Below are 25,425 nucleotides of genomic sequence, written 5' to 3' on the forward strand. Positions count from 1 at the left end.
CGCACGGCGGATGACTCAGGAGCGGCGGCGGGTCAGCGGATGCGGCCCGCCGCCAGCACCACCCGGGCCAGTTCCGGGTGCACGATGTCGCTGTGCGCGCCGGCGGGCGGCCCGCCCGTGCGCACCACGGCCGCGGCGTCCACGTTGACGCAGCCCGAGACCGGAAGCGTCGCCTTCAGCGCGTCGGCGAGCTTGTACGCGCGCGTGCCCGTCACCGCCTGCACGCCGTCGTGCCCCATCGCCCCCCAGCGGGCGCCCAGCAGGTCCGCGAGGCCGAAGCCCTCGATCACCCCCTGCGCGTCGTCCGCCATGCGCGAGGCCAGTGGATAGATCGTGCCGAGCGCCGAGTCGAAGTGGGAGAAGCAGCACACCAGGGGGCCGTCGACCCGGTTCTGCTGCCCCTGGAGCACGCCGCCCGCGTGCGCGTCGTGCGGCAGCCGGGCCGCGAACGCGTAGTGCGAGAAGGCCCCTTGGAGCAGCGTCAGGGATTTCACCGTGCGGACGCCGTCCGGCAGGCCGCGCAGCGCGAACGACACCAGCCGGCCGCCGAAGCTGTGCCCGACCAGATGCACCCGCACCGAGGACGCCGCATGGGCCAACTGCCCTACCAGGGGCCCGAGTCCGCGCTCGCCGACGGTGCCGGCGCGCCGCTTCATCGCGTAGTACGTCGCCTGCCGCAGCAGTTCCTTGGCCCCGTCCCAGGGGTTCGGCAGGCCGAACTGAGCGGTGTCACCGCCGGATCGCAACGCCGTCAGCGCCTGGGCGAACTCGTCGCAGAGCGTCGCCGCGTCCCCGGTGAACAGCACCGGATCGCTCTGCGGCACGCCCTCGGCGAGCGTGTCCGCAGCGAACAGGGGCTGCGGACCGCCCGGTACGACCTCCACCAGCAGCCGCACCAGCCGCCCGAACTCCTCGATCTCGTTCTCCGGCCGCTGGTCCAGCATCCGCGCGATCTGGTCGACCAGGGTGGCCCGGCCGGGGAAGGTCTCCAGCAGCGCGTGCCGGGTGTCCTTGTCGAGGGCGGATCCCGGCACGGCCTCCGCCTCCGTGGCCACCACGGACTTGGGGAAGTTGGGGATCGGCTCGTCGCTGAAGCGCATCGACGGCCAGATCACGCCCACGTAGCCGATCTTCGCGTTCGGCACGAGTCCCGGAATCGGCTCGAAGAACCGCCGGTACAGCGCGGTCGCGCCCGCACGGTCGTTGTTCCAGCCGTGCGCGAAGACGATCAGGTCACGGACGCCGCGGCGGGCGACCTCGCCGAGCAGCGTGTCCCGCTCCCGGCCGTCGGCGTCCCCGTCGGCGTCGAAGGTCAGCTCCCAGTAGGGAGTCACACTCATCTGCGGCTGTGCCATGACAGGCCCCCTCGACCCCCGTAGCGATGCGCGGTGGGCGCATCGTCCTGCCGGCGGGCGAGGTTGGCCATACGTCACGACTCACTTGTAGAGGAGGTATTCCTTTCGAATGCGGCGGAAGGCGGTCAGTTCCTCCTGCCAGCCCGCCACCACCTCGTCCGTGCTCGCGCCCGCGTCGATCGCGGTACGCACGTGGGTGGAGCCCGTCAGTTTGTCGATCCAGTTGTCGGGCCGCCAGGCGAAGTCGCTCCACACCTGCTTGGCGGTCACCAGCAGCGCGATGCCGGTGCGCACGGGGTCGTACGCCGCCCGGTCGTCCACGTGGATCTGCACCCCGCCGACCGTCTTGCCCTGGAACTTGGAGAACGTCGGCGCGAAGTACGCCTCCCTGAAGTGCACGCCGGGGAGGTGGAGTTCGTTGGCGGCGGCGGCCCAGCGGCCGTCGATGCCGTCCGCTCCGAGGAGTTCGAAGGGCCGGGTCGTGCCGCGCCCCTCCGACAGGTTGGTGCCCTCGAACATGCACGTGCCCGAGTAGACCAACGCCGTGTCGGGAGTGGGCATGTTGGGGCTCGGCGGCACCCAGGGGAGGGCGGAGGCGTCGTAGAACTCCGCGCGCTTCCAGCCCGTCATCAGGACGTTCTCCAGCGGGACGGGCGCGCTCAGGAACTCCCCGTTGAACAGCCGGGCCAGCTCGCACACGGTCATGCCGTGCGCCTGGGAGATCGGCTGCCTGCCCACGAAGGTCGCGAACTCCTTGTGCAGCACCGGGCCTTGGGCCGCCCGACCGGTCACCGGGTTGGGCCGGTCCAGCACGACGAAGCGCCTGCCCGCCAGCTGGGCCGCCTCCATGCAGTCGTACAGCGTCCAGATGTACGTGTAGAAGCGGGCACCGGCGTCCTGGATGTCGAAGACGATCGTGTCGACGCCCGCGGTGGTGAAGACGTCGGCGAGGGGCTGACCGCTCTTGAGGTATGTGTCGTAGACGGGCAGACCGGTGGCGGGGTCGTCGTAGCGGCCCTCGGAGCCGCCGGCCTGGGCGGTGCCGCGGAAGCCGTGTTCGGGGCCGAAGACCGCCGTCAGCTCGACGTGGGGGTCCGCGTGCATGACGTCGACGATGTGGCGGACGTCGCGGGTCACGCCGGTGGGGTTGGTGACGATGCCCACGCGCTGGCCCCGCAAGGGCGCGTAGGCGCTCGCCTCGAGGTTTTCGAAGCCGGTGCGCAGTGGTTTGCGGCGGTCGCGGCCGGCGGCGGTGGCCGGGGGTGCCGCGGTGAAGGATGCTGCCGCCGTTGTCGCTGCGAGAAGAGCTCGTCTGGATAGGCGCATGGGGTGCAAGGTATTGCTCCCGCCGGTCGTGGGGAAGGTGCCGGTCCGCCGTGGCCTGCCGCGCCGTTCCCCGCGCCCCCGAACACCTTCCCGGCACCCCCTTTCTTGATACATACCGACCGGTTAGTCTGGCCCTCGCGGGGGTGCTGGAGCCGAGCCTTGTCGAAGGAGACCGATGGTGGAAGCCGTTCGAGGTGCTGGTGTCGTCGTCACGGGGGCCGGGGGTGGGATCGGAGCCGCGATCGCGCGGCGGTTCGCCGCCGAGGGGGCCCGGGTCGTCGTGAACGATCTCGACAGGGCACGGGCCGGGGCCGTCGCCGACGAGATCGGGGGCATCGCGGTGCCCGGCGACGCATCCGAGATCGTGGCCGAGGCGCGGGACGCGCTCGGCGGCACCGTCGACGTGTACTGCGCCAACGCCGGTGTCGCCTTCGACGACGGGGCCCAGGGGCTGTCCGCCGACGAGAAGTCCTGGGCGACCTCCTGGGACGTCAATGTGATGGCGCACGTCCGTGCCGCGGACCAGCTGCTGCCGGCCTGGCTGGAGCGCGGGAGCGGGCGCTTCGTCTCCACCGTCTCCGCCGCAGGGCTGCTGACGATGATCGGCGCGCCGTCCTACAGCGTCACCAAGCACGGGGCCTACGCCTTCGCCGAGTGGCTGTCGCTGACCTACCGCCACCGCGGGATCAGCGTGCACGCGATCTGCCCGCAGGGCGTCCGTACCGACATGCTGGCCGCCACCGGTGCCGCGGGTGACCTGGTGCTCAGGCCGACCGCGGTCGAGCCGTCGGACGTCGCGGACGCCCTGTTCAAGGGCATCGACGAGGACCGGTTCCTGATCCTGCCGCACCCCGAGGTCGCCGCGTACTACCAGGCCAGGGCCGCCGAGCCGGACCGCTGGCTGGCCGGCATGAACCACCTGCAGCAGAAGTGGGAGGAGGTTCGGTGACCGGCTCCCGATACGAGGCCAAACCCTGGGTGGCCCTGCTGAGCGACGCGCAGCGTGCGCCGATCCGACCCGACCGCTCCCTGGTGCACTCCCTGCGGCGGGTCGCCGCCGAGGCCCCCGAGCGGGACTTCCTCGCCTACTTCGACGGGCGGCTGAGCTACCGCGAGGTCGACGAGCTGAGCGACTCGGTCGCCGGGCACCTCGCCGCCCGCGGCCTGGAGCGCGGCGACCGGGTGGCGATCCTGCTGCAGAACTCCCCGCAGTTCGTGCTCGCCCTGCTGGGCGCGTGGAAGGCCGGCGCCACCGTCGTGCCCGTCAACCCCATGTACAAGTCGGGGGAGGTGGCACACGTCCTGCGGGACGGCGAGGTGGCGGCGCTGATCTGCTCGGACCGCGCCTGGGAGACCTATCTGCGCGAGACCGCCGCGGACTCGCCGGTGCGGATCGTGCTGACCGGGTGCGAGCTGGACTTCCAGACGCGCGGTGACGCGCGCGTGCTCACCTTCGAGCGGCAGCCGCAGGCCGCGGACGCCGCGGACCTGACCACCGTGGCCCGGGCCGGCTACGAGGCGCCCGAGGGCCGTGCGCCCGGCCCCTCCGACATCGCGCTGATCAGCTACACCTCGGGCACCAGCGGCACCCCCAAGGGCGCCACCAACACGCACCGCAACATCATGTACAACGCCGAGCGGCAGCGCACCGGGCTCGGTCTGCCGGATGCGCCCGTGTACTACGCGCTGGCGCCGCTGTTCCACATCACAGGGATGGTGTGCCAGCTAGGGGCGTGCCTGAACAGCGCGGGGACGCTCGTGCTGACGTACCGCTTCGAACCGGGTGTCGTGCTGGAGGCGTTCGCCGAGCACCGCCCGCACTACACGGTGGGCCCGTCCACCGCGTTCATGGCGCTGGCCGCGCACCCGGACGTACTCCCGGACCACTTCTCCTCCTTCGTCATCATCTCCAGCGGTGGCGCGCCGCTCCCGCCGGCCCTGGTGGAGAAGTTCCGCGCGGGCTTCGGGCCCTACATCCGCAACGGCTACGGCCTGACCGAGTGCACCGCGCCCTGCGCCTCCGTCCCGCCCGGCCTGGAGGCCCCCGTCGACCCGGCCTCCGGGACGCTGGCGGTGGGCGTGCCGGGGCCCGAGACGGTCGTGCGGATCGTCGACGACCAGGGACAGGAGCTGCCCTTCGGGGAGCAGGGCGAGATCGTCGTGCGCGGGCCGCAGGTCGTGCCCGGCTACTGGCGGCGGCCGGAGGCGACGGCCGAGACGTTCCCGGGCGGCGAGCTGCGCACCGGCGACATCGGGTTCATGGACGAGCAGGGCTGGCTGTACGTCGTCGACCGCAAGAAGGACATGATCAACGCGTCCGGCTTCAAGGTGTGGCCGCGCGAGGTCGAGGACGTGCTGTACACGCACCCGGCGGTGCGCGAGGCGGCCGTCGTCGGGGTGCCCGACGGCTACCGCGGCGAGACCGTCAAGGCGTACATCAGCCTCCGGCCGGGAACGGATACGGACCCCGGTGAACTCGCGATGTACTGCAAGGAGAGACTGGCTGCCTACAAATACCCGCGGCAGGTGGAGATCCTGCCCGACTTGCCGAAGACGGCCAGTGGGAAGATCCTCCGTCGGGAGCTCCGCTCCCGCCCGCAGCACAGCGAATAAGTACGTCCAGAACGGCAGAACGCCCGGAAGGCAGGTGGCGGCACAGTGCCCAGAACGACGGACGGTGACGGCACGCCCGTCCCGCAGCGGCTGCTGGCCGCCGCCACCCGGCTCTTCGCGGAGCAGGGCTACGACCGCACCTCCGTGCAGGAGATCGTCGAGGCGGCCGGCGTCACCAAGGGGGCGCTGTACCACTACTTCGGCTCCAAGGACGACCTCCTGCACGAGGTGTACGCGCGCGTGCTGCGCGTGCAGCAGGAGCGACTCGACGCGTTCGCGGACGCGGACGAGCCGATCGAGAAGCGGCTGCGGGGCGCGGCGGCCGACGTCGTCGTCACCACCATCGAGAACCTCGACGACGCGATGATCTTCTTCCGCTCCATGCACCATCTGAGCCCGGAGAAGAACAAGCAGGTGCGCGCGGAGCGCCGGCGCTACCACGAGCGCTTCCGTGCGCTGGTGGAGGAGGGCCAGCAGTCGGGCGTCTTCTCCAAGGCGACCCCGGCCGACCTGGTGGTGGACTACCACTTCGGCTCCGTCCACCACCTGTCCACCTGGTACCGCCCGGACGGCCCGATGGGCCCGCAGGAGGTCGCCGACCACCTGGCGGACCTGCTGCTGCGGGCGCTGCGCCCGTAGGCAGTGCGTGAGCAACCCGTAGGAAGTGCATGCGTAAGGGGCGGTCGCCACGGCGACCGCCCCTTACTTCTTGGTCCTACAGGTACTTCTTCAACTCCCGCCGGGCCAGCGACCGCTGGTGCACCTCGTCCGGGCCGTCGGCCAGCATCAGGGTGCGGGCGCCGGCGTACAGCTCGGCAAGGGGGAAGTCCTGGCTGACGCCGCCCGCGCCGTGCAGCTGGATCGCGCGGTCGAGGATGCCGACGACCGTGCGGGGCGTGGCGATCTTGATGGCCTGGATCTCGGTGTGGGCGCCCCTGTTGCCCACGGTGTCCATCATCCAGGCCGTCTTCAGCACCAGCAGGCGCAGCTGCTCGACCGCCACGCGCGCGTCCGCGATCCAGTTCTGCACCACGCCCTGCTGGGCGAGCGCCTTGCCGAAGGCGTTGCGCGAGACGGCCCGGCGGCACATCAGCTCGATGGCCCGCTCCGCCATGCCGATCAGCCGCATGCAGTGGTGGATACGGCCGGGACCGAGGCGGGCCTGGGCGATGGCGAAGCCGCCGCCCTCCTCGCCGATCAGGTTGGAGACGGGCACGCGCGCGTGGTCGAAGATCACCTCGGCGTGGCCGCCGTGGGAGTGGTCCTCGTAACCGAACACCTGCATGGCGCGCTTGACCGTGACACCCGGGGTGTCCCGCGGGACCAGCACCATGGACTGCTGGCGGCGGATGTCCGCGCCGTCCGGGTCCGTCTTGCCCATCACGATGAAGATCTTGCAGTCCGGGTTCATCGCCCCGGAGATGTACCACTTGCGGCCGGTGATGACGTAGTCGTCGCCGTCGCGCTCGATGTGCGTGGTGATGTTGGTGGCGTCGGACGACGCCACCTCCGGCTCGGTCATCGCGAACGCCGAGCGGATCTCACCGGCGAGCAGCGGCTCCAGCCACTGCTTCTTCTGCCGCTCGTCGCCGAACTGCGCGAGCACCTCCATGTTGCCGGTGTCGGGCGCCGCGCAGTTGGTGGCCGTGGGCGCCAACTGCGGGCTGCGGCCGGTGATCTCGGCGAGCGGCGCGTACTGGAGGTTGGTCAGCCCGGCGCCGTGCTCGGCGTCGGGGAGGAAGAGGTTCCACAGACCCTGCCTGCGGGCCTCCGCCTTGAGCTCCTCCACCACGGCCGGGGTGTCCCACGGGGACGCCAGGGCGGCCCGCTGCTCCTCGGCCACCGCCTCGGCCGGGTAGACGTACTCGTCCATGAAGGCGAGGAGTTTGGCGCGCAGTTCCTCGGTGCGCGCGTCGAACGCGAAGTCCATGACTGATCAGCCTTCCTGAAGAGTGGTCAGGCCGTGCTCGATGAAAACGGGCACCAGGTCACCGATGCGGTCGAAGCCGCGGCCGACCGTCTGGCCCAGGGTGTAGCGGTAGTGGATGCCCTCGAGGATCACGGCGAGCTTGAACCAGGCGAACGCCGTGTACCAGGAGACCGCGGAGACGTCCCGCCCCGAGCGCGCGGCGTACCGCTCGATCAGCTCGGCCGGGTCCGGGTGCCCGGGGGCCTCGGCCGTGGTGGAGACGGGGGACTTGGGCATCCCGAGGGGCTTGCTGTACATCACCAGCAGGCCGAGGTCGGTGAGCGGGTCGCCGAGCGTGGACATCTCCCAGTCGAGGATCGCCTTGATCCGGTCGTCCTCACCGATCAGGACGTTGTCGAGCCGGTAGTCGCCGTGCACCACGGCCGGCGCCGGGGACCGGGGGAGGTGCCGGCCGAGCGTCGCGTGCAGCTCGTCGATGCCGGCCAGGTCGCGGTTGCGGGAGGCGTCGAGCTGCTTGCCCCAGCGGCGCAGCTGCCGGTCCAGGAAGCCCTCGGGGCGGCCGAAGTCCGCGAGGCCCACCTCGGCGGGGTCCACCGCGTGCAGCTCGACCAGGGTGTCCACCAGGGACAGCACGGCGTCCCGGGTGCGCTCGGGGCCGAGCGGGGCGAGCTGGTCGGCGGTGCGGTACGGGGTGCCCTCCACGAACTCCATGACGTAGAAGGGGGACCCCGGCGCCGCCTCGTTGTCGGGGTTCTCGCACAGCAGGATCGGACGCGGCACCGGGACGTTCGTCGGGTGCAGCGCGCTGATCACGCGGTGCTCGCGCTTCATGTCGTGCGCGGTGGCCAGCACATGGCCGAGCGGGGGCCGCCGTACGACCCATCGGGAGGTGCCGTCCGAGACCGAGTACGTGAGGTTCGACCGACCGCCCTCGATCAGCCGGCCGGTCAGGGGGCCGTGCACCAGACCGGGCCGCTCCTGGTCGAGCAGGCCGCGCAGCCGGTCGAGATCGAGACCTGGCGGGTGGTCGGGGCTCATCGGTGCTCCTTCGCGGGCGCGTGAACGTGTCCCGACCAATGATGCCGACCGGTCGGTATGCCGTCCAGTGCGGGAGCCGAACGTGATCCGAGCCACGATAGGCCGACAGCCCCCCGCGCGGCGCCGCGGGGAGCTGTCAGGGGCCGGTCCAGGCCGGGCGCCGGCGGCCGTCAGTGATCTTCGTCCGGCGTCAGTGGTCGTCCCAGTGGCCGTCGTGCGCGGCGTGCCGGTGGCCGTCGTGGAGGTAGTCGACGTGGTCGCCGTGCAGGACGCTCTCGTGCCCGCAGCCGTCGCCGTGGCGGTGGTCGTGGCCCTCGTGCGGGGCGTGCCCGTCGGCCTCGCACTCGTCCCAGTGGCCGCCGTGCTCCCGGTGCAGATGGCCGCCGTGCGCGTAGTCGACGTGGTCGCCGTGCGGCACCTCCGTGTGGCCGCAGCCCGGACCGTGGTCGTGTGCGTGGGAGGCGTGTTCCTGATGAAGGGTGGTCATCGTGCTCACCTTCAGGGGTACGGGGTGATGACGACGGACAGGCTGCCACGCATTCGCCGCATATCAAGGCATCCCGGTTGCGTGGCGCCGGGGGACCCCGGAGGGTCGGTGGCATGAAGGGCATCAGTTACAGCCGGTACGGCGGACCCGACGTGCTCGAGTACGGCGAGGTGCGCGATCCGAAGATCGGCCCCGACGCGGTGCTGGTCGAGGTCCGTGCGGCCGCCGTCAACCCCGTCGACTGGAAGTGCCGCGAGGGGTATCTCGACACGATGGTCGACGCCGTCTTCCCGGTGGTCCCCGGCTGGGACGTGTCCGGTGTCGTCGTGCAACCGGGCGTCTCCGTGCGGGAGTTCACCGCCGGGGAGGAGGTCATCGGCTATGTGCGCGAAGACTTCCTCGGGCGTGGCACTTTCGCCGAGTACGTCGCCGCCCCCGTGCGCACCCTGGCCCGCAAGCCGCGCAACCTCTCCTTCGAGGAGGCCGCCGGGCTGCCGCTGGCGGGACTCACCGCCTACCAGGTGCTCGTCAAGGCGCTCCAGGTCAGGCGGGGCGAGACCGTGCTGGTGCACGCGGCCGCGGGCGGCGTCGGCTCCGTCGCCGTCCAGCTGGTGCGGCATCTGGGCGGCCGGCCGATCGGCACGGCGAGCGAGCGCAACCACGACTTCCTGCGCGGGCTCGGCTGCGAGCCGGTGGCGTACGGCGACGGGCTGGCCGAGCGGGTGCGCGGGCTGGCCCCCGAGGGTGTGCACGCCGTCTTCGACACGGTCGGCGGCGACGCCCTGAAGGTCTCGGCCAACCTGCTCGCCCCGGAGGGCCGCCTGGCGTCGATCGCCGACGGCGGCGTCACCGGCTACGGCGGCCTGTACTGCTGGGTCCGCCCGGACGCCCAGGACCTGCTGCACCTGACCGAACTCGTGGAACAGGGCGCGCTGACGGTCCACGTGTCGCAGACGTTCCCGCTGGAGCGGGCGGCGGAGGCGCACCGGCTCAGCCAGGAGGGCCGCACACGCGGCAAGATCGTGGTGACGGTCCCCTGACCGGGCCGCCCGAGCACGGGAGGTGCCGGCCCGCTAGAGAACGAGCGCCGCCCCGCACACCGCCATCGCCACCGTGCACACGATGGCGGCCGTCGCGTGCCGTGGGGTGAGGGCCCCGGGGCTGCCGGTGGCGGCCAGGGCGCGGATGCGGCGGTGGGCGACCAGCAGGAAGCCGACCCAGAGGGCGCAGATCAGGGCGCAGGCGACGACCCCCGCCGCGGAGACGCCGCCGTGCAGGGCGGTCTTCGTGGCGAGTACGGCGGCGACGGTGCTCGCCAGGGTCGTACGCCGCCAGGCCAGGCGGGTGCGCTCCGGCTGGAGGCCGGGGTCGCGCTCGGGGACCGCGCCGGCGCTCATCCCTCCCACCCGACGAGCACCACGACGACCATCGCGACGGCCACCACCGCGACGACGACGCTCAGCAGTGCCGGGAACCGGGAGACCGGCAGGTCCTCCCCGCGGCGCATCGCGCGCTCGCAGCGCATCCAGTGGTTGACCGCCCGCAGGGAGCACAGCGCGCCCGCGCCGAGCAGCGCCAGCGCCAGCCCGGCGCGCCAGGCCCAGCGCAGGTCCGGCAGGAACTGGTCCACCGCGAAGCCGCCGCCGATCAGGGCGAGCGCGGTGCGCAGCCAGGCCAGGAAGGTGCGCTCGTTCGCCAGCGAGAAGCGGTAGTCGGGCGTACTGCCCTCCTCGCGCACGTCCTCGGGCGCGAACCACAGGCGGACGTTCCGTACGAATGCGATCACGCGAAGGACTTTATCCGGCGGACCGGAACGCCTTCAGCCGCCGGTACGCCGCCAGCCCGTCCGGCACCCAGTCCCACTGCGCCAGCCGCCGCTCCACCTCCGCCTCCGGCAGGAAGTCGTGCCAGGCCACCTCCTCCACCTGCGGGCTGACCGGCAGCTCGCAGCGCACCTCGTACACCGCCGACCACCAGCTGTGGCCGGCGCCGTCGTCGTAGAGGAACTTGAAGCGGAAGCGGGGGCTCGGGAGGCCACAGACGCCGAGTTCCTCCTCGGCCTCGCGCAGCGCCGCGTCGTCGTAGGACTCGCCCGCGCCGACCACGCCGCCGACGAACATGTCGTAGCGGGAGGGGAAGACCAGCTTGGTCGGGGTGCGGCGGTGGACGAAGAGGCGGCCCTGCGCGTCCCTGGCCTCGATGAAGACACAGCGGTGGCGCAGGCCCCGGGCGTAGGCCTCGCCGCGCGGGGACTGCCCGACGACCTGGTCGTGCTCGTCGACGATGTCGAGGATCTCGTCTGCGGGGCTCGTCATACGGCCATCCAAGCAGGACGGCGTCAGTTCGGCTGGAGGTCCCTGGCCCGCTCCTGGCGGACCGCGCCGCTGGGCATGCACGGGTGCAGGCCGAGCAGGACGATGCCGCCGACGATCGCCGCGAGACCGGCCGCCTCCCAGGCGAGCGCGCCCGCGTCGGTGCGCAGCCGGTCGCCGAGGAAGCCGACCCCGCAGGCGATGCCGGCCAGCGGCTGGGCGGCGGTCAGGGCGGGCAGCGACATGCGCAGGGGCGCGGTCTCGAAGGCGCTCTGGACCAGGATCAGGCCGGTGACGCCGATGACGACGACGCCGTACGGCTGCCAGGTGGTGACCAGGTCGGTCAGGCCGCCCTCGGAGAAGCGCTGGCCGCTGACCCGGGTGAGGGCGTCCTGGACGCCGTAGAGGAGGCCCGCGGCGAGGGCGAGGAGGACCGGGCCCGCGCTGAGGCGCGAGCGCTTGGCGAAGGTCGTCAGCAGGAGGGCGAGGCCGACCATGGCGCCGATGATCAGCCAGTGCCGGAAGGGGTCGGTGACCGCTGTGCCGCCGCGCGGCCGGCCCGCGACGATGAAGGCGGTCACGCCGCCCGCGAGCAGGGCCAGTCCCGTCCAGCCCTGGCGGCCGAGTGACTGCCTGGTCTGCAGCCGGGACAGCCCCAGCGCGAACAGGAGGTTGGTGGCCAGGAGGGGCTCGACCAGGGAGATCTCGCCCTGGCTCAGCGCGATCGCGCCGAGGACCATGCCGGCCACCATGAAGGCTATGCCGCCCAGCCAGCGGGGCACCTGCATCAGGTCGAAGAGCAGCCGCAGCGAGAGGAAGTCGCTGAGCGGCGCCCGCTGGGCCGCGTTCTGCTGGAGCACGAATCCGAAGCCGAGGCAGCAGGCCGCGCTCACGGCGAGTACGAGAACCAGAACGGACACGCGCGTACCTCGATCGTTGGGCGGGGGGTCTCGGGGTGCGTTTGGGTGACTGTAGCGTCCCCTCGGCGTCCCGTCATGGTGAGGCGCCCCTACCTGTGCCCGCCATGGCGTACGCCACATGCGTGAAACGGATATTCGGAACGTCGGTGGGCCGTCCGGTTCTAAGTACCCCTCCTGTCACGGGAGTTGACGCGTGTAACACCCGTTCGTCCCTTGACGTGAACCAATGGCTGCGGGTTTGCTGTGCGTGACCAGTCGACGGCACATCGATATCAGGCGACGAGCAGCGTCGCGTGAGGACGTTCCCGCGGTGTCTCCACCCCCGCCACCCCTCGGCCGGGGCCGCAAGCGCGCGGCCCAGGCCCTCGACGCGGCGCTGGACGACGCCGGGCTGCACGCGGCCCGCGCCGCGCTCGCGCAGGGCCGGTGGCAGGCCGCCCGGTCGTTGCTCGTGCAGACGGGTGACGACTGGGACCGCCGCGGCCACCGGGTCACCGTGCTGGCGCTGGAGCCCTACGCGCAGGCGTGGGCCCGCGACTGGCTGCTCGCCGAGCCCGACTCCACCGACGCTGCCCTGCTGCTCGCGCTCGCGCTGGTGCAGCGCGCCCTGCGCCGCAAGGAGAAGCCGGAGCGCGCCCGCGAGGCCTGCGAGGCGGCCGCGTCCCGGGTGCCCGCCGACCCCACCCCGTGGCTCGGCCTGCTCATGCTGGAGCGCGGGACGGGCACGGGCGACGAGACCGCCCGCCTCTTCGACCAGGTGCGCGGTCGCTACCCCGACCACCACCACGCCCATCACCTGATGGTCGCCCACCTCGCCGAGCGGCACCCCGGCGCCGGCCCCGATCCGCTGCACGAGGTCTACGACTTCGCCAACTGGGCCGCCGAACAGGCCCCCGCGGATTCCCCGCTCGCCATCCTGCCCGTCGTCGCGCACGCCGAGCGCTACCGCGTCCTCGCCACCGCCGGGCACGCGTCCCCGGACCCCGCGGCCTCGGGCCACTGGAGCGGACGCCGGGCCCGGCAGGTGATGAAGGCCGCCTTCGACTGGTGGCTGGAGTGGGAGCACGAGGGCCACCCGCGCCGCCTGGTCGACCTCAACTTCCTCGCCCACGCCAAGTTCTGCGAGGGCCGCGGCGCCGAGGCCGCCGCCCTCTTCCACCGCATCGGCGAGCACGCCACCCCCGCCCCGTGGTCGTACCCGGACCGCGATCCGCACTCCGCCTTCCGTGCCGCGCGCGCCGCCGCGCTCGGCACGGCATGACACTCCCGACCCCGACAGAAGGACGGTCCCCGCGATGACCACGGGCAGTTCGAGCGCGAGCAGATCCACCTCCGACGGCATCAGTACCTATCTCGGCGAGGAGCGCGCCCTGCGCGCCGACCGCCTCGGCACGGGGGGCCTGCTGCTCTCCGTTCTCGCCGCGACCGCCCCGCTCATGGTGGTCGCCGGTGTCATGCCCACCACATTCGCGGTGATGGGCATCGTCGGGCAGCCGCTGCTGTTCGTCGCCCTCGGCGTGGTCCTGATCCTGTTCAGCGTCGGCTACGCCGAGATGAGCCGGCACGTCCACAACGCGGGGGCCTTCTACGCCTACATCTCCCGCGGCCTCGGCGGTACGGCCGGCGCGAGCGCGGCGCTGGTGGCCCTGGTCGCCTACAACGCCCTCCAGGTCGGCATCTACGGCATCTTCGGCTTCGAGGTCTCCGGGCTCCTGGACAAGTACGCCGACCTGACCGTCGCCTGGTGGATACCGTCGCTGGTGGCCCTCGTGGTCGTCGGCCTGCTCGGCTGGCTGAAGATCGACGTCAACGCGCGCGTGCTCGGCGTGCTGCTGGTCGTCGAGGTGATCCTGGTGGTGATCTTCGACGTCGCGGCGATCGGCGATCCCGCGGGGGAGGGCCTGTCGCTGCACGCCTTCAACCCGGACACGCTCAGCGGCGCGGGCGTGGGCACCGCGCTGTGCTTCTGCATCGCGGCCTTCCTCGGCTTCGAGCAGGCGCCCGTGTACGCGGAGGAGACCAGTCGGCCGCACATCCTGGTACCGCGCGTGATGTTCTACGCGGTCGGCGGCGTCGCCGTCTTCTTCGCCCTCAGCAGCTGGGCGCTGACCGTCGCCGCCGGTCCCTCGAAGGTCGTCGGCGTCGCGCAGAAGGAGAGCGCCGGCATGCTCTTCTCGCTGACCGACTCCCGGCTCGGCGGCGCCTTCACCGACGTCCTGCACATCCTGTTCGTGACCGGCATGTTCGCGGCCATGCTCAGCTTCCACAACGTCGTCGCCCGGTACACCTTCGCGATGGGCCGCGAGGGCCTGCTCCCGCGCACCTTCGGCCGGACCACCGGCTCCAGCGGCGCCCCGGGCACCGGTTCCCTGCTTCAGACGGCCGTGGCGGCGGTGGTCGTGATCATCTTCGCGATCGCCGACGACAAGCCCACCGGGGACCCGACCGCGCCCGTCCTGCACCTGTTCACCTGGTTCGGCAACATCGGCGCCCTCGGCGTGATCCTGCTGATGGCGGCCGCCTCGGTGTCGGTCATCGTCTTCTTCGCCCGGCGGGGCGCCGCGGGCGCCCAGTCCTGGCGCCTGGTCACCTCCGGGCTCGCGGCCGTCGCGCTGCTGGTGATCGCCGGCTACACGGTCAAGGACTTCGACGTCCTGGTCGGCGCGGGCCCCGACTCGGCTCTGAGCTGGGTGCTGCCCGGCATCATCGGGCTCGCCCTGGTCGTCGGCCTGGCCCAGGGCCTCTACCTGCGCTCCCGCTCGCCCGAGGTGCACGCCCGCATCGGGCTCGGCAACGAGGCGTTCCAGCTGGACAAGGCGGCGCAGGAGACGCCGTGACGGAGGCCTTGGGGACCGGCACCGTACGCCGGTTCCGTACGCCGGTTCCGTACCGCCGGTTCCGTACCGCCGGTTCCCAAGGAGCCGGTGGGCCGGTTTCTGAGGAGCCGGTAAGAAGATGACGGAATCCTGACGAGCACCCGCGATCCCTGGCTCCGCAGGGGCCGCGGGTGTTCGAATGGATACGTGAACTCCGAACAGCCCGAGGAGCCCGGCGAGCCTCGGCCCCCGGCGGAACGCGGCACTCCGATCGGCCGCCGGGTGCTGCTCGGCACCATCGGCCTGGGTGCCCTCGGCGTGGTCGCCGCGCCCCCGCTGCAGCGCGCGCTCGAAGGCTTCCTCGGCGCCGCCGCCGACAAGGACCCCACCGGCCTGACCGGCCTGCTGCCCAACGGCGGAGGCTTCCGCTACTACTCCGTCGCCTCCTCCGTGCCGCGCAAGAACGCCTCGGACTACCGCCTCACCGTCGGCGGCCTGGTGGACCACCCGAAGTCGTACTCGCTCGACGACCTGCGCGCGCTGCCGCAGACCAAGCTGGTCAAGGACGTCCAGTGCGTCACCGGCTGGCGGGTCCCCGACACCCCCTTCGAAGGGGTACGGCTGTCCCGGCTGCTGGACGCCGCCGGGGTGCACGGCTCGGCGGGCGCCGTACGCTTCACCTGCTTCGACGGCACGTACAGCGAGAGCCTCACCCTCGACCAGGCGCGCCGCTCCGACGTCCTGGTGGCGCTGCGCATGCAGAACAAGGACATCGGCCACGCCCACGGCGGCCCGGTCCGCCTGTACGTGGCGCCGATGTACTTCTACAAGTCCGCCAAGTGGCTCTCCGGGATCACCGTCACCGAGCATGTGGAGCGGGGCTACTGGGAGCACCTCGGCTACGACGTCGACGCCTGGGTCGGCCGTTCGAACGGACGCGACGATGACCCTACGAGCTGAGGCGCGCACCCCGCAGGCCGCCGAGATCCGCCGGTTCGGGCCCGCGCAGCGCTGGGTGCACCGCACGACGGCCGCGCTGATGGGCGTGTGCGTGGTGACGGCGGCCTTCCTCTACATCCCGCAGTTCGCCGAACTGATCGGCCGCCGCGAGCTGGTGGTCCGCGTCCACGAGTTGGCCGGGCTCGCCCTGCCCGTGCCGGTCCTGGTGGGTCTCTTCTCGCGGTACTTCCGCGCGGACCTCGGGCACCTGAACCGCTTCGGGCCGCACGACAGGGTCTGGCTGCGCGCGGCGCTGCGCCGCGACAAGCGCCGCTCCTCGCGGCCGGCGGCCAAGTTCAACGCCGGGCAGAAGATCTACGCGGCCTGGATCGCCGGGGCGTCGCTGGTGATGCTCGGCACGGGCCTGATCATGTGGTTCACCCATCTCACTCCGATCATGTGGCGCACCAGCGCGACCTTCGTCCACGACTGGCTGGCGCTGACCATCGGGATCGTGCTCGCCGGGCACATCGGCATGGCGATCGGGGATCCGCAGGCCCGCAGCGGGCTACGGACCGGACGGGTCGACCGGGAGTGGGCCGAGCGTGAGCACCCCCTGTGGCGTCCCTGACGGCCCGCTCGGCGACGGCACCACGGCGGGCGCCGTGACGGTGAAGGCGTCCTTCAGCCGTACCTCGGTACCGCCGTACCGGACGGTCACGTCGACCGTCCGCGGGTAGCGGCCCAGGGACGGCACCACGACGGACAGCACCAGGGTGTCGCCCGACCGGGACCGCGGCACGGGTGGCCCGGCGAGCCGCTGCCCGCCGATGGACACGCTCCCGAACCGCGGCAGTTCGGCCTGGTCGAAGTAGGTGTCGCGCAGCTCGACGGCGACCGTGTCGCCCGGCTGTGCCGTGTGGTCGCCGCCGCTGTCGACGCCGCCGATCCGGTAGGCGCAGGCGGGAGCGGTGCCCGGGGAGGCCGTCAACCGCGCTGTGCCTGCCGGATGCCGCCGGTGGAAGTCCAGCAGCCCGCCGAGCACGGCGTAGGCGGCCCGGCCCTTGCAGGTGCCGACCTTCCCGGCCAGGTCGGCGTGTTCCTTGCGCGCGGTGTCCCAGCCGCCGCTCCGGCCCTGCACCGCCAGGCATGCGGTGGCCAGGGCGCGCAGCACCCGCCACTCGGGGTCGGCGGAGGCTGTGGGGATCACGTCCAGGGCGGCCCTGCACCGGTGCGGGTCGCGCAGCCGGTCGTAGACGCTCGACGGGTCGGGAACCGGGTCGGCGTTCGGTGAGACCGGACCGGGCGGGAGCCAGTTGGGGCTGACGAGAAGCCTGTTGACGGAGGTGGGCGTGGGGGAGGTGGTGCCGGCAGGAGGCGGCGCGGCGGTCGTGCGGGTGTGGCCCGCAGTGCTCGGGGGCACGGCGGCGCTCGCCTCACCGGCGGGTGACTGACGCGGGGTGGGCGATGCGGGAGCCGCGAAGGGACGGTCGCTCTGCGACGGCCCGACCGTCACGATCCTGGCGTCCCCGCCCCCTCTGTCCGGGGTGCCGCTTCCGTCACCGGTGTAGGCCGCGAAGGCCACCGCCACCGCTCCGGCCACGAGCAGCCCCGAGATACGCATCCCGAAGGAAATCGGCATGACGCCCCCCGACGCAGAAAACCCCCGGGCACCCGGGTCCGGGGGGTCTCCACATCATCGGGCCGACAGCGCCGCCGGGGAAGGCGTTTCTGCGGATCCTCGGCCGAAATTCAGCCGCCGAAGTCCAGCAGCACCTTGCAGGAACGGCCGCGGTCCGCAGCGAGGGCGAACGCCGACTCGGTCTCCGCCACCGGGACCACCGCGCTGACCAGCCCGTCGAGGGCCGGCTCGGCCGCGAGCAGCCGCAGCGCCTGGTCGAACTCCGTGTCGAAGCGGAGCGCGCCCCGCAGTTCGATCTCCCGGCTCACGACGAGGTTCCCGGCGAACGGGGTCGGGCCGGGCGGCAGCATGCCCAGCTGCACCACGACCCCGCCGCGCCGCACCAGGCGCAGACAGGTGTCGAGGCCGGCCGCCGCCCCGGACGCCTCCACGGCCGTATCCACTGCGTCCTCCTCGGCCCCCTCGGACGGCCACCCGGCGTCGGCCGGGTCGTCGGCGCGTACGACGGTGTCGGCGCCCGCGAGGCGCGCGTACTCCAGGGCCGCCGGGAGAAGGTCGGTGACCGTGATCCGGGCGGCGCCGGCCGCCCGGGCCGCGGCGACGACCAGGCAGCCGATGGGGCCCGACCCGGTGACCAGGACGTGTTTGCCGGCCACCGGTCCGGCCCGCCGCACCGCGTGCAGCGCGACGGACAGCGGCTCGGCGAGCGCGGCCCGCCGCAGCTCCAGGCCCTCGGGCAGGGGCCTCAACTGCTCGGCGGGGACGACGATCCGGGCCGCGAAACCGCCCTGTACGTGCGGGAAGCGCGCGGCGCTGCCCAGGTACCGGGTGTCACGGCAGACGTGGCGGCGCCCGTCGGCGCACTCCGGGCAGACCCCGCAGGGGGTCGCCGGGTGCACCGCGACCGCCGTGCCGGTGGCCGGAGCCGACGGGTCCGGGGTGCCGTAGGAGACGACCGTCCCGACCACCTCGTGCCCGAGCAGCATCGGCTCCTTCAGGAGGAAGTCGCCGACCCCGCCGTGCCGCCAGTAGTGCAGGTCGGAGCCGCAGACGCCGCCGTAGCGGACGGCGACGAGCGCCTCGCCGGGCCCGGGCTCCGGGACCGGCAGCTCCTCGACGCGCAGGTCGCCCCGGCCGTGGATCACGCAACCGAGCATTCGCGGCATGGCGGTCGGCCCCCTCACAGCACGCTCGTTATTCCGCCGTCGACGTACAGGATCTGCCCGCTGACGAAGTCCGCGGCGGGCGAGGCGAGGAACAGCACCCCGCCCACCAGGTCCTCGGTACGGCCCCAGCGGCCGGCGGGCGTGCGGCGGCGCACCCAGGAGCTGAACTCCTCGTCCTCGACGAGGGCGCGGGTCAGCTCGGTCTCGATGTAGCCGGGGCCGAGGCCGTTGACCTGGACGCCGCAGGGGCCCCAGTCGGCGCACATGCCCTTGGTGAGCATCTTCAGGGCGCCCTTGGTGGCCGCGTAGGGCGCGATGCCCGGGCGGGCCACCTCGCTCTGCAGCGAGCAGATGTTGACGATCTTGCCGTGGCCGCGCCCGGTCATCCGGCGGGCCGCCTCACGGCCGACCAGGAACGCGCTGGTGAGGTTGGTGTCCAGGACGCGGTGCCAGTCCGCGTCCGTGAACTCCAGGAGCGGGGCGCGCAGTTGCATGCCCGCGTTGTTGACCAGGATGTCCAGCGGGCCGACCCGCTGCTCGACATCCGCGATGCCGGCGGCCACCGACGGACCGTCGGTCACGTCGAACACGGCGGTGCGGACGTCGCCGGGCAGGTCCGCCGCCGCCTTGGTGAGGCGGTCGGCGTCCCGTCCGTTGAGGACCACCGTGCAGCCGGCCTCGGCGAGTCCGCGGGCCAGGGCGAGCCCGATGCCGCGGCTGGAGCCGGTGACCAGGGCCGTGCGGCCGCTGATGTCGAACAGCGGGTGACTCATCGTCGTACTCCTAAATGATCAGCGAGAGGAGCAGGACCAGGCCGCCCCCGACCACCGAGATGATCGTCTCCATCACGGACCAGGACTTGACGGTGTCGCCGACGCTCAGGCCGAAGTACTCCTTCACCAGCCAGAAGCCGGCGTCGTTGACATGGCTGAAGAACAGCGAGCCGGAGCCGATCGCCAGGACGAGCAGGGCGCTGTGCGTGGTCGACATGTCGGCCGCGAGCGGGGCCACCAGGCCGGCCGCCGAGACCGTCGCCACCGTCGCCGAGCCGGTCGCGAGACGGATGATCACCGCGATCAGCCAGGCCAGCAGCAGCGCGGGGATCGACCAGTTCTTGGAGATGTCCAGGATCATCTGGCCCACGCCCGAGTCGATCAGCGTCTGCTTGAAGCCGCCGCCCGCGGCGACGATCAGCAGGATGCCCGCGATGGGCACGAGGCCCTTCTCGACGGTGTCGCTGATCCGCTCCCTGGTGAACCCGGCCGCGCGGCCCAGCGTGAACATGCCGACGATCACGGCCGCGAGCAGGGCGATCAGCGGGTTGCCGATGACGTCGAAGACGCGCTGGGTGAGGTTGGCCGGGTCGTCCACGACGATGTCGACGAGCGCCTTCAGCAGCATCAGCACGACCGGCAGCAGCACGGTGGCCAGGGTGGCACCGAAGCTCGGGCGCCTCTCCAGCTCCTCGGAGGCGCGCGGCGGCAGCATCCGCTCGGGGACCGGCGCGTCGACCCAGCGGGCTGCGACCTTGGAGAACAGCGGCCCCGCGATGATCACCGTGGGTATGGCGACCAGGATGCCGAGTGCCAGCGTCACACCGAGGTTGGCCTTGACCGCGGCGATCGCGACCAGCGGGCCGGGGTGCGGCGGGATCAGGCCGTGCATCACGGACAGACCCGCGAGCGCCGGGATGCCGACCCGCATCAGGTTGTAGTTGCCGCGCTTGGCGACCATCAGCACGACCGGGATCAGCAGCACGATGCCGACCTCGAAGAACAGCGGCAGACCGATCACCGAGGCGATCAGGACCATCGCCCACGGCATGGACCGTCCGGTCGCCTTCGCGAGGATCGTGTCGACGATCTCGTCCGCGCCGCCGGAGTCGGCCAGCAGCTTGCCGAGGATCGAACCGAGGGCGATCAGCACGCCGACGCTCGCGACCGTGGCGCCGAGCCCGGTGGTGAAGCTGACGATCACCTTGTCGAGGGGGGCGCCCGCGACCGCGCCGAGCACCAGCGAGCCGATCGTCAGGGACAGGAAGGCATGCAGTTTGAACTTGGTGATGAGTACGACGATGACGGCGATGCCCACCAGTACGGCGATGCCCAGCTGAGCATGGCCTGCCGAGGTGATCGGCGGAGGTGCGTCCGCTGCCAGCATCTCGACGCTGAGTCTGGTCACGGTGTTTCCCTTGCAGGTACGGGGATGGGGGAGTTGGTGCTACGCGGCCGGGTGGGGGAGGCCTTCCAGCGCCTTCGTGGCCCGTGCGGTGATCTCCTCGGGGCTCCCGGCGACGCTCACGGCGACACCCGCCTCGTCCGGCTGGAGCGGTTCGAGCGTGGCGAACTGGGAGTCGAGCAGCGCCGTGGGCATGAAGTGGCCCTGCCGGTGCGACATCCGCTCCTCGATGAGGGCACGGTCGCCCGTCAGATGCACGAAGACGACACCGGGTGCGGCGGCGCGGAGCCGGTCGCGGTAGGCCCGCTTCAGCGCCGAGCTGCTGACCACCCCGCCGAGCCCGGCCCGCCCGTGCGCCCAGGCGCCGATGGCGTCGAGCCACGGCCACCGGTCCTCGTCGTCGAGCGGAACGCCGGCCGACATCTTGCTGATGTTGGCCTCCGGGTGGAAGTCGTCGCCCTCGGCGTACGGGACGCCGAGCCTGGCCGCAAGAAGGGGACCGATGGTGGTCTTCCCGGTGCCTGCGACGCCCATCACCACGACGACATGGGGGGTGCTCATCGCTGCCTCACTGTCTGCTGTCTTCTTCGACACCTGATGTCGACCTGATGTCGACGACACTGAAACCGATTAGGTACGACGAATTCAAGAGTCTGTGACAAATAAGTCTGACTTTTTGTTTCCGTGATCTGCCCCGTACGCTGAGTTCATGAGCACACCGGGCCGGGGGCTGCACGGCCATGTACTGGACTCCCTCGGCCCCGCGATCACCGCGGGCGAGTACCCGCCGGGCAGCGTTCTGCGCACCGACGAGCTGGCTCAGAGATTCGACGTGTCACGCTCCGTGATGCGGGAGGCGGTTCGGGTGCTCGAGTCCATGCATCTGGTCGAGTCGCGCCGGCGTGTGGGCGTGACCGTCCGCCCCAAGGCCGAATGGAACGTCTACGACCCCCAGGTCATCCGCTGGCGGCTGGCCGGCGCCGACCGCCCCCATCAGCTGCGCTCGCTGACCGTCCTGCGCTCGGCCGTCGAGCCGGTCGCCGCGGCGCTGGCCGCCCGGCACGCGTCCGCCGAGCAGTGCGCGGAGCTCACCGAGTGCGCGCTCGGCATGGTCGCCAACTCGCGCGGCCACCAGCTGGAGGCGTACCTCGTCCACGACATGGCCTTCCACCGGGTGATCCTGACGGCGTCGGGCAACGAGATGTTCGCGCGGCTCGGTGACGTCGTGGCCGAGGTCCTCGCGGGCCGCACCCACCACGAGGTCATGTTCGAGGACCCCGACCCGGCCGCCGTCACCCTGCACGTCCAGGTCGCCGAGGCGGTCCGGGCGGGCGACGCGGCCCGCGCCGAGCAGCTGACCCGGGAGATCACGGTGGGCGCACTCCAGGAACTGGACATCCTGGCGCCGTAGCGCCCGGGCCGGCGGGCCTCGTCGGAGGAAGTCCCGGCAGTCGATGAGGCCCGTCAGCCGAGGATGTCCCCGTCGACGTACACCCACGCCCCGTCGGCCCGCTCGAACCGGCTTCGCTCGTGCAGCGAGCCGCCCTCGAAGGACGCCCGGAACGTCACCGTGCCCGTCGGGTGGAAGGCGGATCCGCCGGCGGTCTCCAGGATCTCCAGTCCGCTCCAGCGCATCCCCGGGTCGAGTTTGAGTTCCCCGGGACGGGTACTCGGGTGCCAAGTCCTCAGCAGATAAGGCTCGTTGAGCTTCACGAAGGCGCTGTAGCGCGAGCGCATCAGCGCCTCGGCCGTCGGTGCCGCGGCCTCACCCCGGTGGAATCGGCCACAGCACTTCTCGTACGTCTCCGCAAGACCGCAAGGGCAGCAGGGGTTGTGAACTGGGGCGGAGCCGTGCTGCCGCCGGGATTGCGAGGTACGTCGGGACATGGGTTCCATTCTGCTGCACCACGTGCTGTGTGAGATCTGTGAAGCGCCTGATCCGACACGCGCACATCGCGTGTGGGTCGTGAACGCCGGCCTTCATCGAACCTCCTTTCGGGCTGGCGTGAACCCGCCTTGCATGTGCAACCGCCAACTCCTCAAGGTGGAAGAGCACTTGAGCACCAGGAGTCACAAGCGTGGTTGCTTGGCCCGGACGGCAGTCCGTCCGGGACAATGACGGGGGAACGCTGATACGGGGTGTGCGGGCCGGCGCGGCATGACGCGTCGGACGACTGCCGCCTGCCGCTGTGCCGAAACCTCTCCCTCTGCCGTCTCTTGGTGCCTTCGACCGGTGCCTGAAAAGGGATTGGAGGGGGAATGCCGACGAATGCCGTGAGCGCCGCGAGGCCGACGTATCCGGGTGTCTACGTCGAAGAGCTTCCCAGCAGCACCCGCACCATCTCCGCCGTGACCACGTCGGTGACCGCCTTCGTCGGGCATACCCGGCGCGGCCCGCTCAACGAAGCGGTACGCGTCACCGGATTCGCCGACTTCGAGCGGCGCTTCGGCGGGCTGAGCGCGCAGAGCCCGCTCGCCTACGCCGTGCACCAGTTCTTCGGCAACGGCGGCTCCGTCGCCGTGATCGTCCGGGTCGCCAAGGCCGGCAGCGGCAAGTCCGCGTGCGTCGTCCTGGAGTCCACCGAGGGCCACAGCGAGAGCCGTGTACTGGAGGTCCACGCCAAGGAACCCGGCGTGTGGGGCAACGGCCTGCGGGTCGCCGTCGACCACGACACCGCGGCCTGCGACGAGACCTTCAACCTGCGTGTCTACGACGCCAAGGGCGACGCCCGGGAGAGCTTCAACGGCCTGTCCATGGACGACGGCAGCGGCAGCTACGCGCCGACCGTCGTCAACGCCGGCTCGCGGCTCATCCGCGTCGAGGCCGTCGGCGAGGGCCGGCCCGACCCGTCCGGCACCGTCTCCAAGCCGTTCGGTCACGAACTGCCCGACCTGGCCGTCGACCTGACGGTGAAGATCGGCGACGTGGAGCGTGAGTTCAAGCTCTACGACGCCGACTGCGACGGCGAAGCCCCGTCCTCCGTGGCCGAGTTGGCGCTGCTCCTGGAGCGCAAGCTGCGGGCGCTGCCCGACGCGCCGGGCAAGCACGCCTTCGCGGGCGTCGAGGTCACCGCCTTCGGCCGCCGTATCCAGGTGGTCGCCGGCTCCACCGACCCCGAGGACGTCGTCCGCTTCCTCGGCGAGTGCGCCAACGACCTGGGCCTGGAGGCCTCGGTCAACCCACCGGTGTTCCCGCTGGAGGGCGGCGAGGACGGTGAGGCCCCCGGCCCGCGCGACCTCATCGGCTCCGAGGCCGGCAAGACCGGCATCCAGGCGCTGCGCGGGGTGGCCGACGTCAACCTGCTCTCCCTGCCGGAGCTGGCGTCGTACGAGAAGACCGAGGACGCGCTCACCGTGGTCTCGGCCGCCGAGCGGCTGTGCGAGGAGCGGCGGATCTTCCTGCTGGTCGACGCGCCCAGCACCTGGGTGAGCGTGGACTCGGCGCGTGCGGGGCTGTCCGCCTTCGACGCCGTCCGCGGCAACCACGCGGGGCTGTACTTCCCGCACATTCAGCTCACCGACCCGCTCACCGGGCGGCTGCGCGCCTTCCCGCCGTCCGGCGCGGTCGCGGGCGTCATCGCGCGCACCGACTCCGAGCGCGGTGTCTGGAAGGCACCGGCCGGCACCGAGGCACAGCTCGTCGGGGTGCACTCGCTCACCGTCGACCTGACGGACCGGGAGACCGGGCTGCTCAACCCGCTCGGCGTCAACTGCCTGCGCACCTTCCCGCTCACCGGCCCGCTGGTGTGGGGCGCCCGCACGCTGGAGGGCTCCGACGCCCTCGACAGCGCATGGAAGTACGTGCCCGTGCGGCGGCTCGCGCTGCATGTGGAGGAAAGCCTCCAACGCGGCCTGCAGTGGGTGGTGTTCGAGCCCAACGACGAGAGCCTGTGGCAGCAGATCCGGCTCGGCGCCTCCTCGTACCTGCACACGCTCTTCCGCCAGGGCGCCTTCAAGGGCAGCACCCCGCGCGAGGCGTACTTCGTCAAGTGCGACAGCGAGACCACGACGGACGAGGACGTGGCCAACGGCGTCGTCAACGTGCTCGTGGGCATCGCGCCGGTCCGTCCGGCCGAGTTCGTGGTCGTCAAGATCCAGCAGACGTCGGGGCAGTTCGCGCTGTAGCGCCGGCAGAACCATGGAGAGCTGAAGGAATCCGATGGCTGAGTTCACGGTCAACGCGCATCGATTCGACCCCTACAAGAACTTCAAGTTCCTGGTGCTGTGGGATGGTCGGACGGTCGCCGGCATCAGCAAGATCAGTCCGCTGAAGCGGACCACCGAGGTCGTCAAGCACCGGCACGGCGGCGACCCCTCCTCCCCGCGCAAGTCGCCGGGCCGCTCGGAGTTCGAGGGCATCACCCTCGAGCGCGGGGTCACCCACGACCCCGAGTTCGACCGCTGGGCCAACAAGGTCTGGCAGGTCGGCGCGGGTCTCGGCTCCGAGGTGTCCCTCGCGGACTTCCGCAAGGACATCGTCATCCAGGTCCTCAACGAGGCCGGCCAGGTCGCCGTCTCGCACAAGCTCTACCGGACCTGGCCGAGCGAGTACCAGGTCCTCGGCGAGATGGACGCCAACGCCAACGCGGTGGCCATCCAGTCGCTGAAGCTCGAGTGCGAGGGCTGGGAGCGGGACTACGAGGTGCCCGAGCCCGAGGAGCCCTCGTTCCTCAACCCGGCCTGACGGCACGGTGGTCCGGAGA

26 protein-coding genes are annotated in these 25,425 nt (G+C 71.8%); 11 read left to right on the top strand and 15 right to left on the bottom strand.

Annotated features, from left to right (window positions below; genetic code table 11):
• Positions 1 to 32: 32 nt before the first annotated feature.
• A complete protein-coding gene (locus ACGFYN_RS08370) occupies positions 33 to 1,355 on the bottom strand; it encodes a serine-threonine protein kinase (RefSeq protein WP_393864994.1) in 1,323 nt (440 codons plus the stop codon).
• Positions 1,356 to 1,436: 81 nt separating this feature from the next.
• Positions 1,437 to 2,681 carry an exo-beta-N-acetylmuramidase NamZ domain-containing protein gene (locus tag ACGFYN_RS08375; protein WP_393864995.1) on the bottom strand — a complete coding sequence of 415 codons (1,245 nt, stop codon included), beginning with the start codon at positions 2,679 to 2,681 and terminating at the stop codon, positions 1,437 to 1,439.
• Positions 2,682 to 2,856: 175 nt separating this feature from the next.
• Here ACGFYN_RS08375 and ACGFYN_RS08380 point away from each other — a divergent pair, with 175 nt between their 5' ends.
• Genes ACGFYN_RS08380 through ACGFYN_RS08390 form a run of 3 tightly spaced genes read left to right on the top strand, consistent with a single transcriptional unit; the run spans position 2,857 to position 5,933 of the window.
• On the top strand, positions 2,857 to 3,630 hold the full coding sequence (locus ACGFYN_RS08380; RefSeq protein WP_393864996.1) for an SDR family oxidoreductase: 774 nt from the start codon (positions 2,857 to 2,859) through the stop codon (positions 3,628 to 3,630).
• Complete coding sequence (locus tag ACGFYN_RS08385) at positions 3,627 to 5,294, top strand: class I adenylate-forming enzyme family protein (RefSeq protein ID WP_393864997.1); 1,668 nt, start codon at positions 3,627 to 3,629, stop codon at positions 5,292 to 5,294. The genes ACGFYN_RS08380 and ACGFYN_RS08385 overlap by 4 nt, the downstream gene beginning before the upstream one ends.
• A gap of 45 nt (positions 5,295 to 5,339) precedes the next feature.
• Positions 5,340 to 5,933 carry a TetR/AcrR family transcriptional regulator gene (locus ACGFYN_RS08390; protein ID WP_393864998.1) on the top strand — a complete coding sequence of 198 codons (594 nt, stop codon included), beginning with the start codon at positions 5,340 to 5,342 and terminating at the stop codon, positions 5,931 to 5,933.
• Between the two features lie 76 nt (positions 5,934 to 6,009).
• Here the strand turns inward: ACGFYN_RS08390 and ACGFYN_RS08395 are convergent, their stop codons facing one another.
• The 3 genes from ACGFYN_RS08395 to ACGFYN_RS08405 form a co-directional block, all read right to left on the bottom strand.
• Positions 6,010 to 7,224: an acyl-CoA dehydrogenase gene (locus ACGFYN_RS08395; RefSeq protein WP_393864999.1), complete on the bottom strand. Its 1,215-nt coding sequence runs from the start codon at positions 7,222 to 7,224 to the stop codon at positions 6,010 to 6,012.
• A gap of 6 nt (positions 7,225 to 7,230) precedes the next feature.
• The gene (locus tag ACGFYN_RS08400; RefSeq protein WP_393865000.1) at positions 7,231 to 8,262 is read right to left on the bottom strand and encodes a phosphotransferase family protein; all 1,032 of its coding nucleotides are present in this window, start codon (positions 8,260 to 8,262) and stop codon (positions 7,231 to 7,233) included.
• 190 nt (positions 8,263 to 8,452) lie between these two features.
• Positions 8,453 to 8,749 carry a hypothetical protein gene (locus tag ACGFYN_RS08405; RefSeq protein ID WP_393865001.1) on the bottom strand — a complete coding sequence of 99 codons (297 nt, stop codon included), beginning with the start codon at positions 8,747 to 8,749 and terminating at the stop codon, positions 8,453 to 8,455.
• A gap of 113 nt (positions 8,750 to 8,862) precedes the next feature.
• Between ACGFYN_RS08405 and ACGFYN_RS08410 the strand changes: the two genes are divergently transcribed.
• A complete protein-coding gene (locus ACGFYN_RS08410) occupies positions 8,863 to 9,789 on the top strand; it encodes an NADP-dependent oxidoreductase (RefSeq protein WP_393865002.1) in 927 nt (308 codons plus the stop codon).
• A 33-nt stretch (positions 9,790 to 9,822) separates the two neighbouring features.
• Here the strand turns inward: ACGFYN_RS08410 and ACGFYN_RS08415 are convergent, their stop codons facing one another.
• Genes ACGFYN_RS08415 through ACGFYN_RS08430 form a run of 4 tightly spaced genes read right to left on the bottom strand, consistent with a single transcriptional unit; the run spans position 9,823 to position 11,981 of the window.
• Positions 9,823 to 10,146 carry a DUF202 domain-containing protein gene (locus tag ACGFYN_RS08415; protein WP_393865003.1) on the bottom strand — a complete coding sequence of 108 codons (324 nt, stop codon included), beginning with the start codon at positions 10,144 to 10,146 and terminating at the stop codon, positions 9,823 to 9,825.
• Entirely contained in the window at positions 10,143 to 10,535 is a 393-nt protein-coding gene (locus tag ACGFYN_RS08420) for a YidH family protein (protein ID WP_393865004.1), read from the bottom strand. Before ACGFYN_RS08420 ends, ACGFYN_RS08415 begins: the two co-directional genes overlap by 4 nt.
• Positions 10,536 to 10,545: 10 nt before the next feature.
• Positions 10,546 to 11,064 carry an NUDIX hydrolase gene (locus tag ACGFYN_RS08425; protein ID WP_393865005.1) on the bottom strand — a complete coding sequence of 173 codons (519 nt, stop codon included), beginning with the start codon at positions 11,062 to 11,064 and terminating at the stop codon, positions 10,546 to 10,548.
• A 23-nt stretch (positions 11,065 to 11,087) separates the two neighbouring features.
• Positions 11,088 to 11,981: a DMT family transporter gene (locus ACGFYN_RS08430; protein ID WP_393865006.1), complete on the bottom strand. Its 894-nt coding sequence runs from the start codon at positions 11,979 to 11,981 to the stop codon at positions 11,088 to 11,090.
• Positions 11,982 to 12,291: 310 nt separating this feature from the next.
• On the opposite strand from ACGFYN_RS08430, the gene ACGFYN_RS08435 reads away from it, so the two are divergent.
• The 4 genes from ACGFYN_RS08435 to ACGFYN_RS08450 all read left to right on the top strand — a co-directional run bounded on the left by ACGFYN_RS08435 (position 12,292) and on the right by ACGFYN_RS08450 (position 16,367).
• Positions 12,292 to 13,242: a hypothetical protein gene (locus ACGFYN_RS08435; protein WP_393865007.1), complete on the top strand. Its 951-nt coding sequence runs from the start codon at positions 12,292 to 12,294 to the stop codon at positions 13,240 to 13,242.
• 34 nt (positions 13,243 to 13,276) lie between these two features.
• Positions 13,277 to 14,818 (top strand): APC family permease, encoded by a 1,542-nt coding sequence (locus tag ACGFYN_RS08440; protein ID WP_393865008.1) that lies wholly within the window; start codon positions 13,277 to 13,279, stop codon positions 14,816 to 14,818.
• A gap of 186 nt (positions 14,819 to 15,004) precedes the next feature.
• Positions 15,005 to 15,757, top strand: a complete 753-nt coding sequence (locus ACGFYN_RS08445; RefSeq protein ID WP_393865009.1) for a molybdopterin-dependent oxidoreductase — start codon at positions 15,005 to 15,007, stop codon at positions 15,755 to 15,757.
• On the top strand, positions 15,741 to 16,367 hold the full coding sequence (locus ACGFYN_RS08450; RefSeq protein WP_393865010.1) for a cytochrome b/b6 domain-containing protein: 627 nt from the start codon (positions 15,741 to 15,743) through the stop codon (positions 16,365 to 16,367). Before ACGFYN_RS08445 ends, ACGFYN_RS08450 begins: the two co-directional genes overlap by 17 nt.
• On the opposite strand, the gene ACGFYN_RS08455 is transcribed toward ACGFYN_RS08450, so the two are convergent.
• The 5 genes from ACGFYN_RS08455 to ACGFYN_RS08475 all read right to left on the bottom strand — a co-directional run bounded on the left by ACGFYN_RS08455 (position 16,305) and on the right by ACGFYN_RS08475 (position 21,283).
• Positions 16,305 to 17,378 (bottom strand): hypothetical protein, encoded by a 1,074-nt coding sequence (locus tag ACGFYN_RS08455; RefSeq protein ID WP_393865011.1) that lies wholly within the window; start codon positions 17,376 to 17,378, stop codon positions 16,305 to 16,307. The genes ACGFYN_RS08450 and ACGFYN_RS08455 overlap by 63 nt on opposite strands.
• A 110-nt stretch (positions 17,379 to 17,488) precedes the next feature.
• Positions 17,489 to 18,535 carry an L-idonate 5-dehydrogenase gene (locus ACGFYN_RS08460; RefSeq protein WP_393865323.1) on the bottom strand — a complete coding sequence of 349 codons (1,047 nt, stop codon included), beginning with the start codon at positions 18,533 to 18,535 and terminating at the stop codon, positions 17,489 to 17,491.
• Positions 18,536 to 18,558: 23 nt separating this feature from the next.
• Positions 18,559 to 19,317: an SDR family oxidoreductase gene (locus tag ACGFYN_RS08465; RefSeq protein ID WP_393865012.1), complete on the bottom strand. Its 759-nt coding sequence runs from the start codon at positions 19,315 to 19,317 to the stop codon at positions 18,559 to 18,561.
• Between the two features lie 10 nt (positions 19,318 to 19,327).
• Positions 19,328 to 20,725, bottom strand: coding sequence for a gluconate:H+ symporter (locus tag ACGFYN_RS08470; protein WP_393865013.1), 1,398 nt, complete (start codon positions 20,723 to 20,725; stop codon positions 19,328 to 19,330).
• A 39-nt stretch (positions 20,726 to 20,764) separates the two neighbouring features.
• Positions 20,765 to 21,283, bottom strand: a complete 519-nt coding sequence (locus ACGFYN_RS08475) for a gluconokinase (RefSeq protein ID WP_393865014.1) — start codon at positions 21,281 to 21,283, stop codon at positions 20,765 to 20,767.
• A gap of 148 nt (positions 21,284 to 21,431) precedes the next feature.
• Here ACGFYN_RS08475 and ACGFYN_RS08480 point away from each other — a divergent pair, with 148 nt between their 5' ends.
• Positions 21,432 to 22,133, top strand: coding sequence for a FadR/GntR family transcriptional regulator (locus ACGFYN_RS08480; RefSeq protein ID WP_393865015.1), 702 nt, complete (start codon positions 21,432 to 21,434; stop codon positions 22,131 to 22,133).
• 53 nt (positions 22,134 to 22,186) lie between these two features.
• Here the strand turns inward: ACGFYN_RS08480 and ACGFYN_RS08485 are convergent, their stop codons facing one another.
• Positions 22,187 to 22,609 carry a YchJ family protein gene (locus ACGFYN_RS08485; RefSeq protein ID WP_393865016.1) on the bottom strand — a complete coding sequence of 141 codons (423 nt, stop codon included), beginning with the start codon at positions 22,607 to 22,609 and terminating at the stop codon, positions 22,187 to 22,189.
• A gap of 372 nt (positions 22,610 to 22,981) precedes the next feature.
• Between ACGFYN_RS08485 and ACGFYN_RS08490 the strand changes: the two genes are divergently transcribed.
• Together ACGFYN_RS08490 and ACGFYN_RS08495 are read left to right on the top strand one after the other, a co-directional pair.
• Entirely contained in the window at positions 22,982 to 24,847 is a 1,866-nt protein-coding gene (locus ACGFYN_RS08490) for a phage tail sheath family protein (protein ID WP_393865017.1), read from the top strand.
• 34 nt (positions 24,848 to 24,881) lie between these two features.
• Complete coding sequence (locus ACGFYN_RS08495; RefSeq protein ID WP_016434446.1) at positions 24,882 to 25,406, top strand: phage tail protein; 525 nt, start codon at positions 24,882 to 24,884, stop codon at positions 25,404 to 25,406.
• The last annotated feature ends 19 nt before the right edge of the window (positions 25,407 to 25,425 follow it).

Origin of the sequence: Streptomyces sp. NPDC048419 (genome assembly GCF_043200415.1) — a bacterium.
In the GTDB taxonomy this organism is placed as follows: domain Bacteria; phylum Actinomycetota; class Actinomycetes; order Streptomycetales; family Streptomycetaceae; genus Streptomyces.

Coding starts and splice junctions, on each gene's coding strand:
- ACGFYN_RS08480 (WP_393865015.1), top strand. CDS start 21,432: ATGAGCACACCGGGCCGGGGGCTGCACGGCCATGTACTGGACTCCCTC.
- ACGFYN_RS08440 (WP_393865008.1), top strand. CDS start 13,277: ATGACCACGGGCAGTTCGAGCGCGAGCAGATCCACCTCCGACGGCATC.
- ACGFYN_RS08425 (WP_393865005.1), bottom strand. CDS start 11,064: ATGACGAGCCCCGCAGACGAGATCCTCGACATCGTCGACGAGCACGAC.
- ACGFYN_RS08405 (WP_393865001.1), bottom strand. CDS start 8,749: ATGACCACCCTTCATCAGGAACACGCCTCCCACGCACACGACCACGGT.
- ACGFYN_RS08395 (WP_393864999.1), bottom strand. CDS start 7,224: ATGGACTTCGCGTTCGACGCGCGCACCGAGGAACTGCGCGCCAAACTC.
- ACGFYN_RS08450 (WP_393865010.1), top strand. CDS start 15,741: ATGACCCTACGAGCTGAGGCGCGCACCCCGCAGGCCGCCGAGATCCGC.
- ACGFYN_RS08400 (WP_393865000.1), bottom strand. CDS start 8,262: ATGAGCCCCGACCACCCGCCAGGTCTCGATCTCGACCGGCTGCGCGGC.
- ACGFYN_RS08475 (WP_393865014.1), bottom strand. CDS start 21,283: ATGAGCACCCCCCATGTCGTCGTGGTGATGGGCGTCGCAGGCACCGGG.
- ACGFYN_RS08370 (WP_393864994.1), bottom strand. CDS start 1,355: ATGGCACAGCCGCAGATGAGTGTGACTCCCTACTGGGAGCTGACCTTC.
- ACGFYN_RS08415 (WP_393865003.1), bottom strand. CDS start 10,146: ATGAGCGCCGGCGCGGTCCCCGAGCGCGACCCCGGCCTCCAGCCGGAG.
- ACGFYN_RS08465 (WP_393865012.1), bottom strand. CDS start 19,317: ATGAGTCACCCGCTGTTCGACATCAGCGGCCGCACGGCCCTGGTCACC.
- ACGFYN_RS08410 (WP_393865002.1), top strand. CDS start 8,863: ATGAAGGGCATCAGTTACAGCCGGTACGGCGGACCCGACGTGCTCGAG.
- ACGFYN_RS08460 (WP_393865323.1), bottom strand. CDS start 18,535: ATGCTCGGTTGCGTGATCCACGGCCGGGGCGACCTGCGCGTCGAGGAG.
- ACGFYN_RS08455 (WP_393865011.1), bottom strand. CDS start 17,378: ATGCCGATTTCCTTCGGGATGCGTATCTCGGGGCTGCTCGTGGCCGGA.
- ACGFYN_RS08375 (WP_393864995.1), bottom strand. CDS start 2,681: ATGCGCCTATCCAGACGAGCTCTTCTCGCAGCGACAACGGCGGCAGCA.
- ACGFYN_RS08485 (WP_393865016.1), bottom strand. CDS start 22,609: ATGTCCCGACGTACCTCGCAATCCCGGCGGCAGCACGGCTCCGCCCCA.
- ACGFYN_RS08495 (WP_016434446.1), top strand. CDS start 24,882: ATGGCTGAGTTCACGGTCAACGCGCATCGATTCGACCCCTACAAGAAC.
- ACGFYN_RS08380 (WP_393864996.1), top strand. CDS start 2,857: ATGGTGGAAGCCGTTCGAGGTGCTGGTGTCGTCGTCACGGGGGCCGGG.
- ACGFYN_RS08490 (WP_393865017.1), top strand. CDS start 22,982: ATGCCGACGAATGCCGTGAGCGCCGCGAGGCCGACGTATCCGGGTGTC.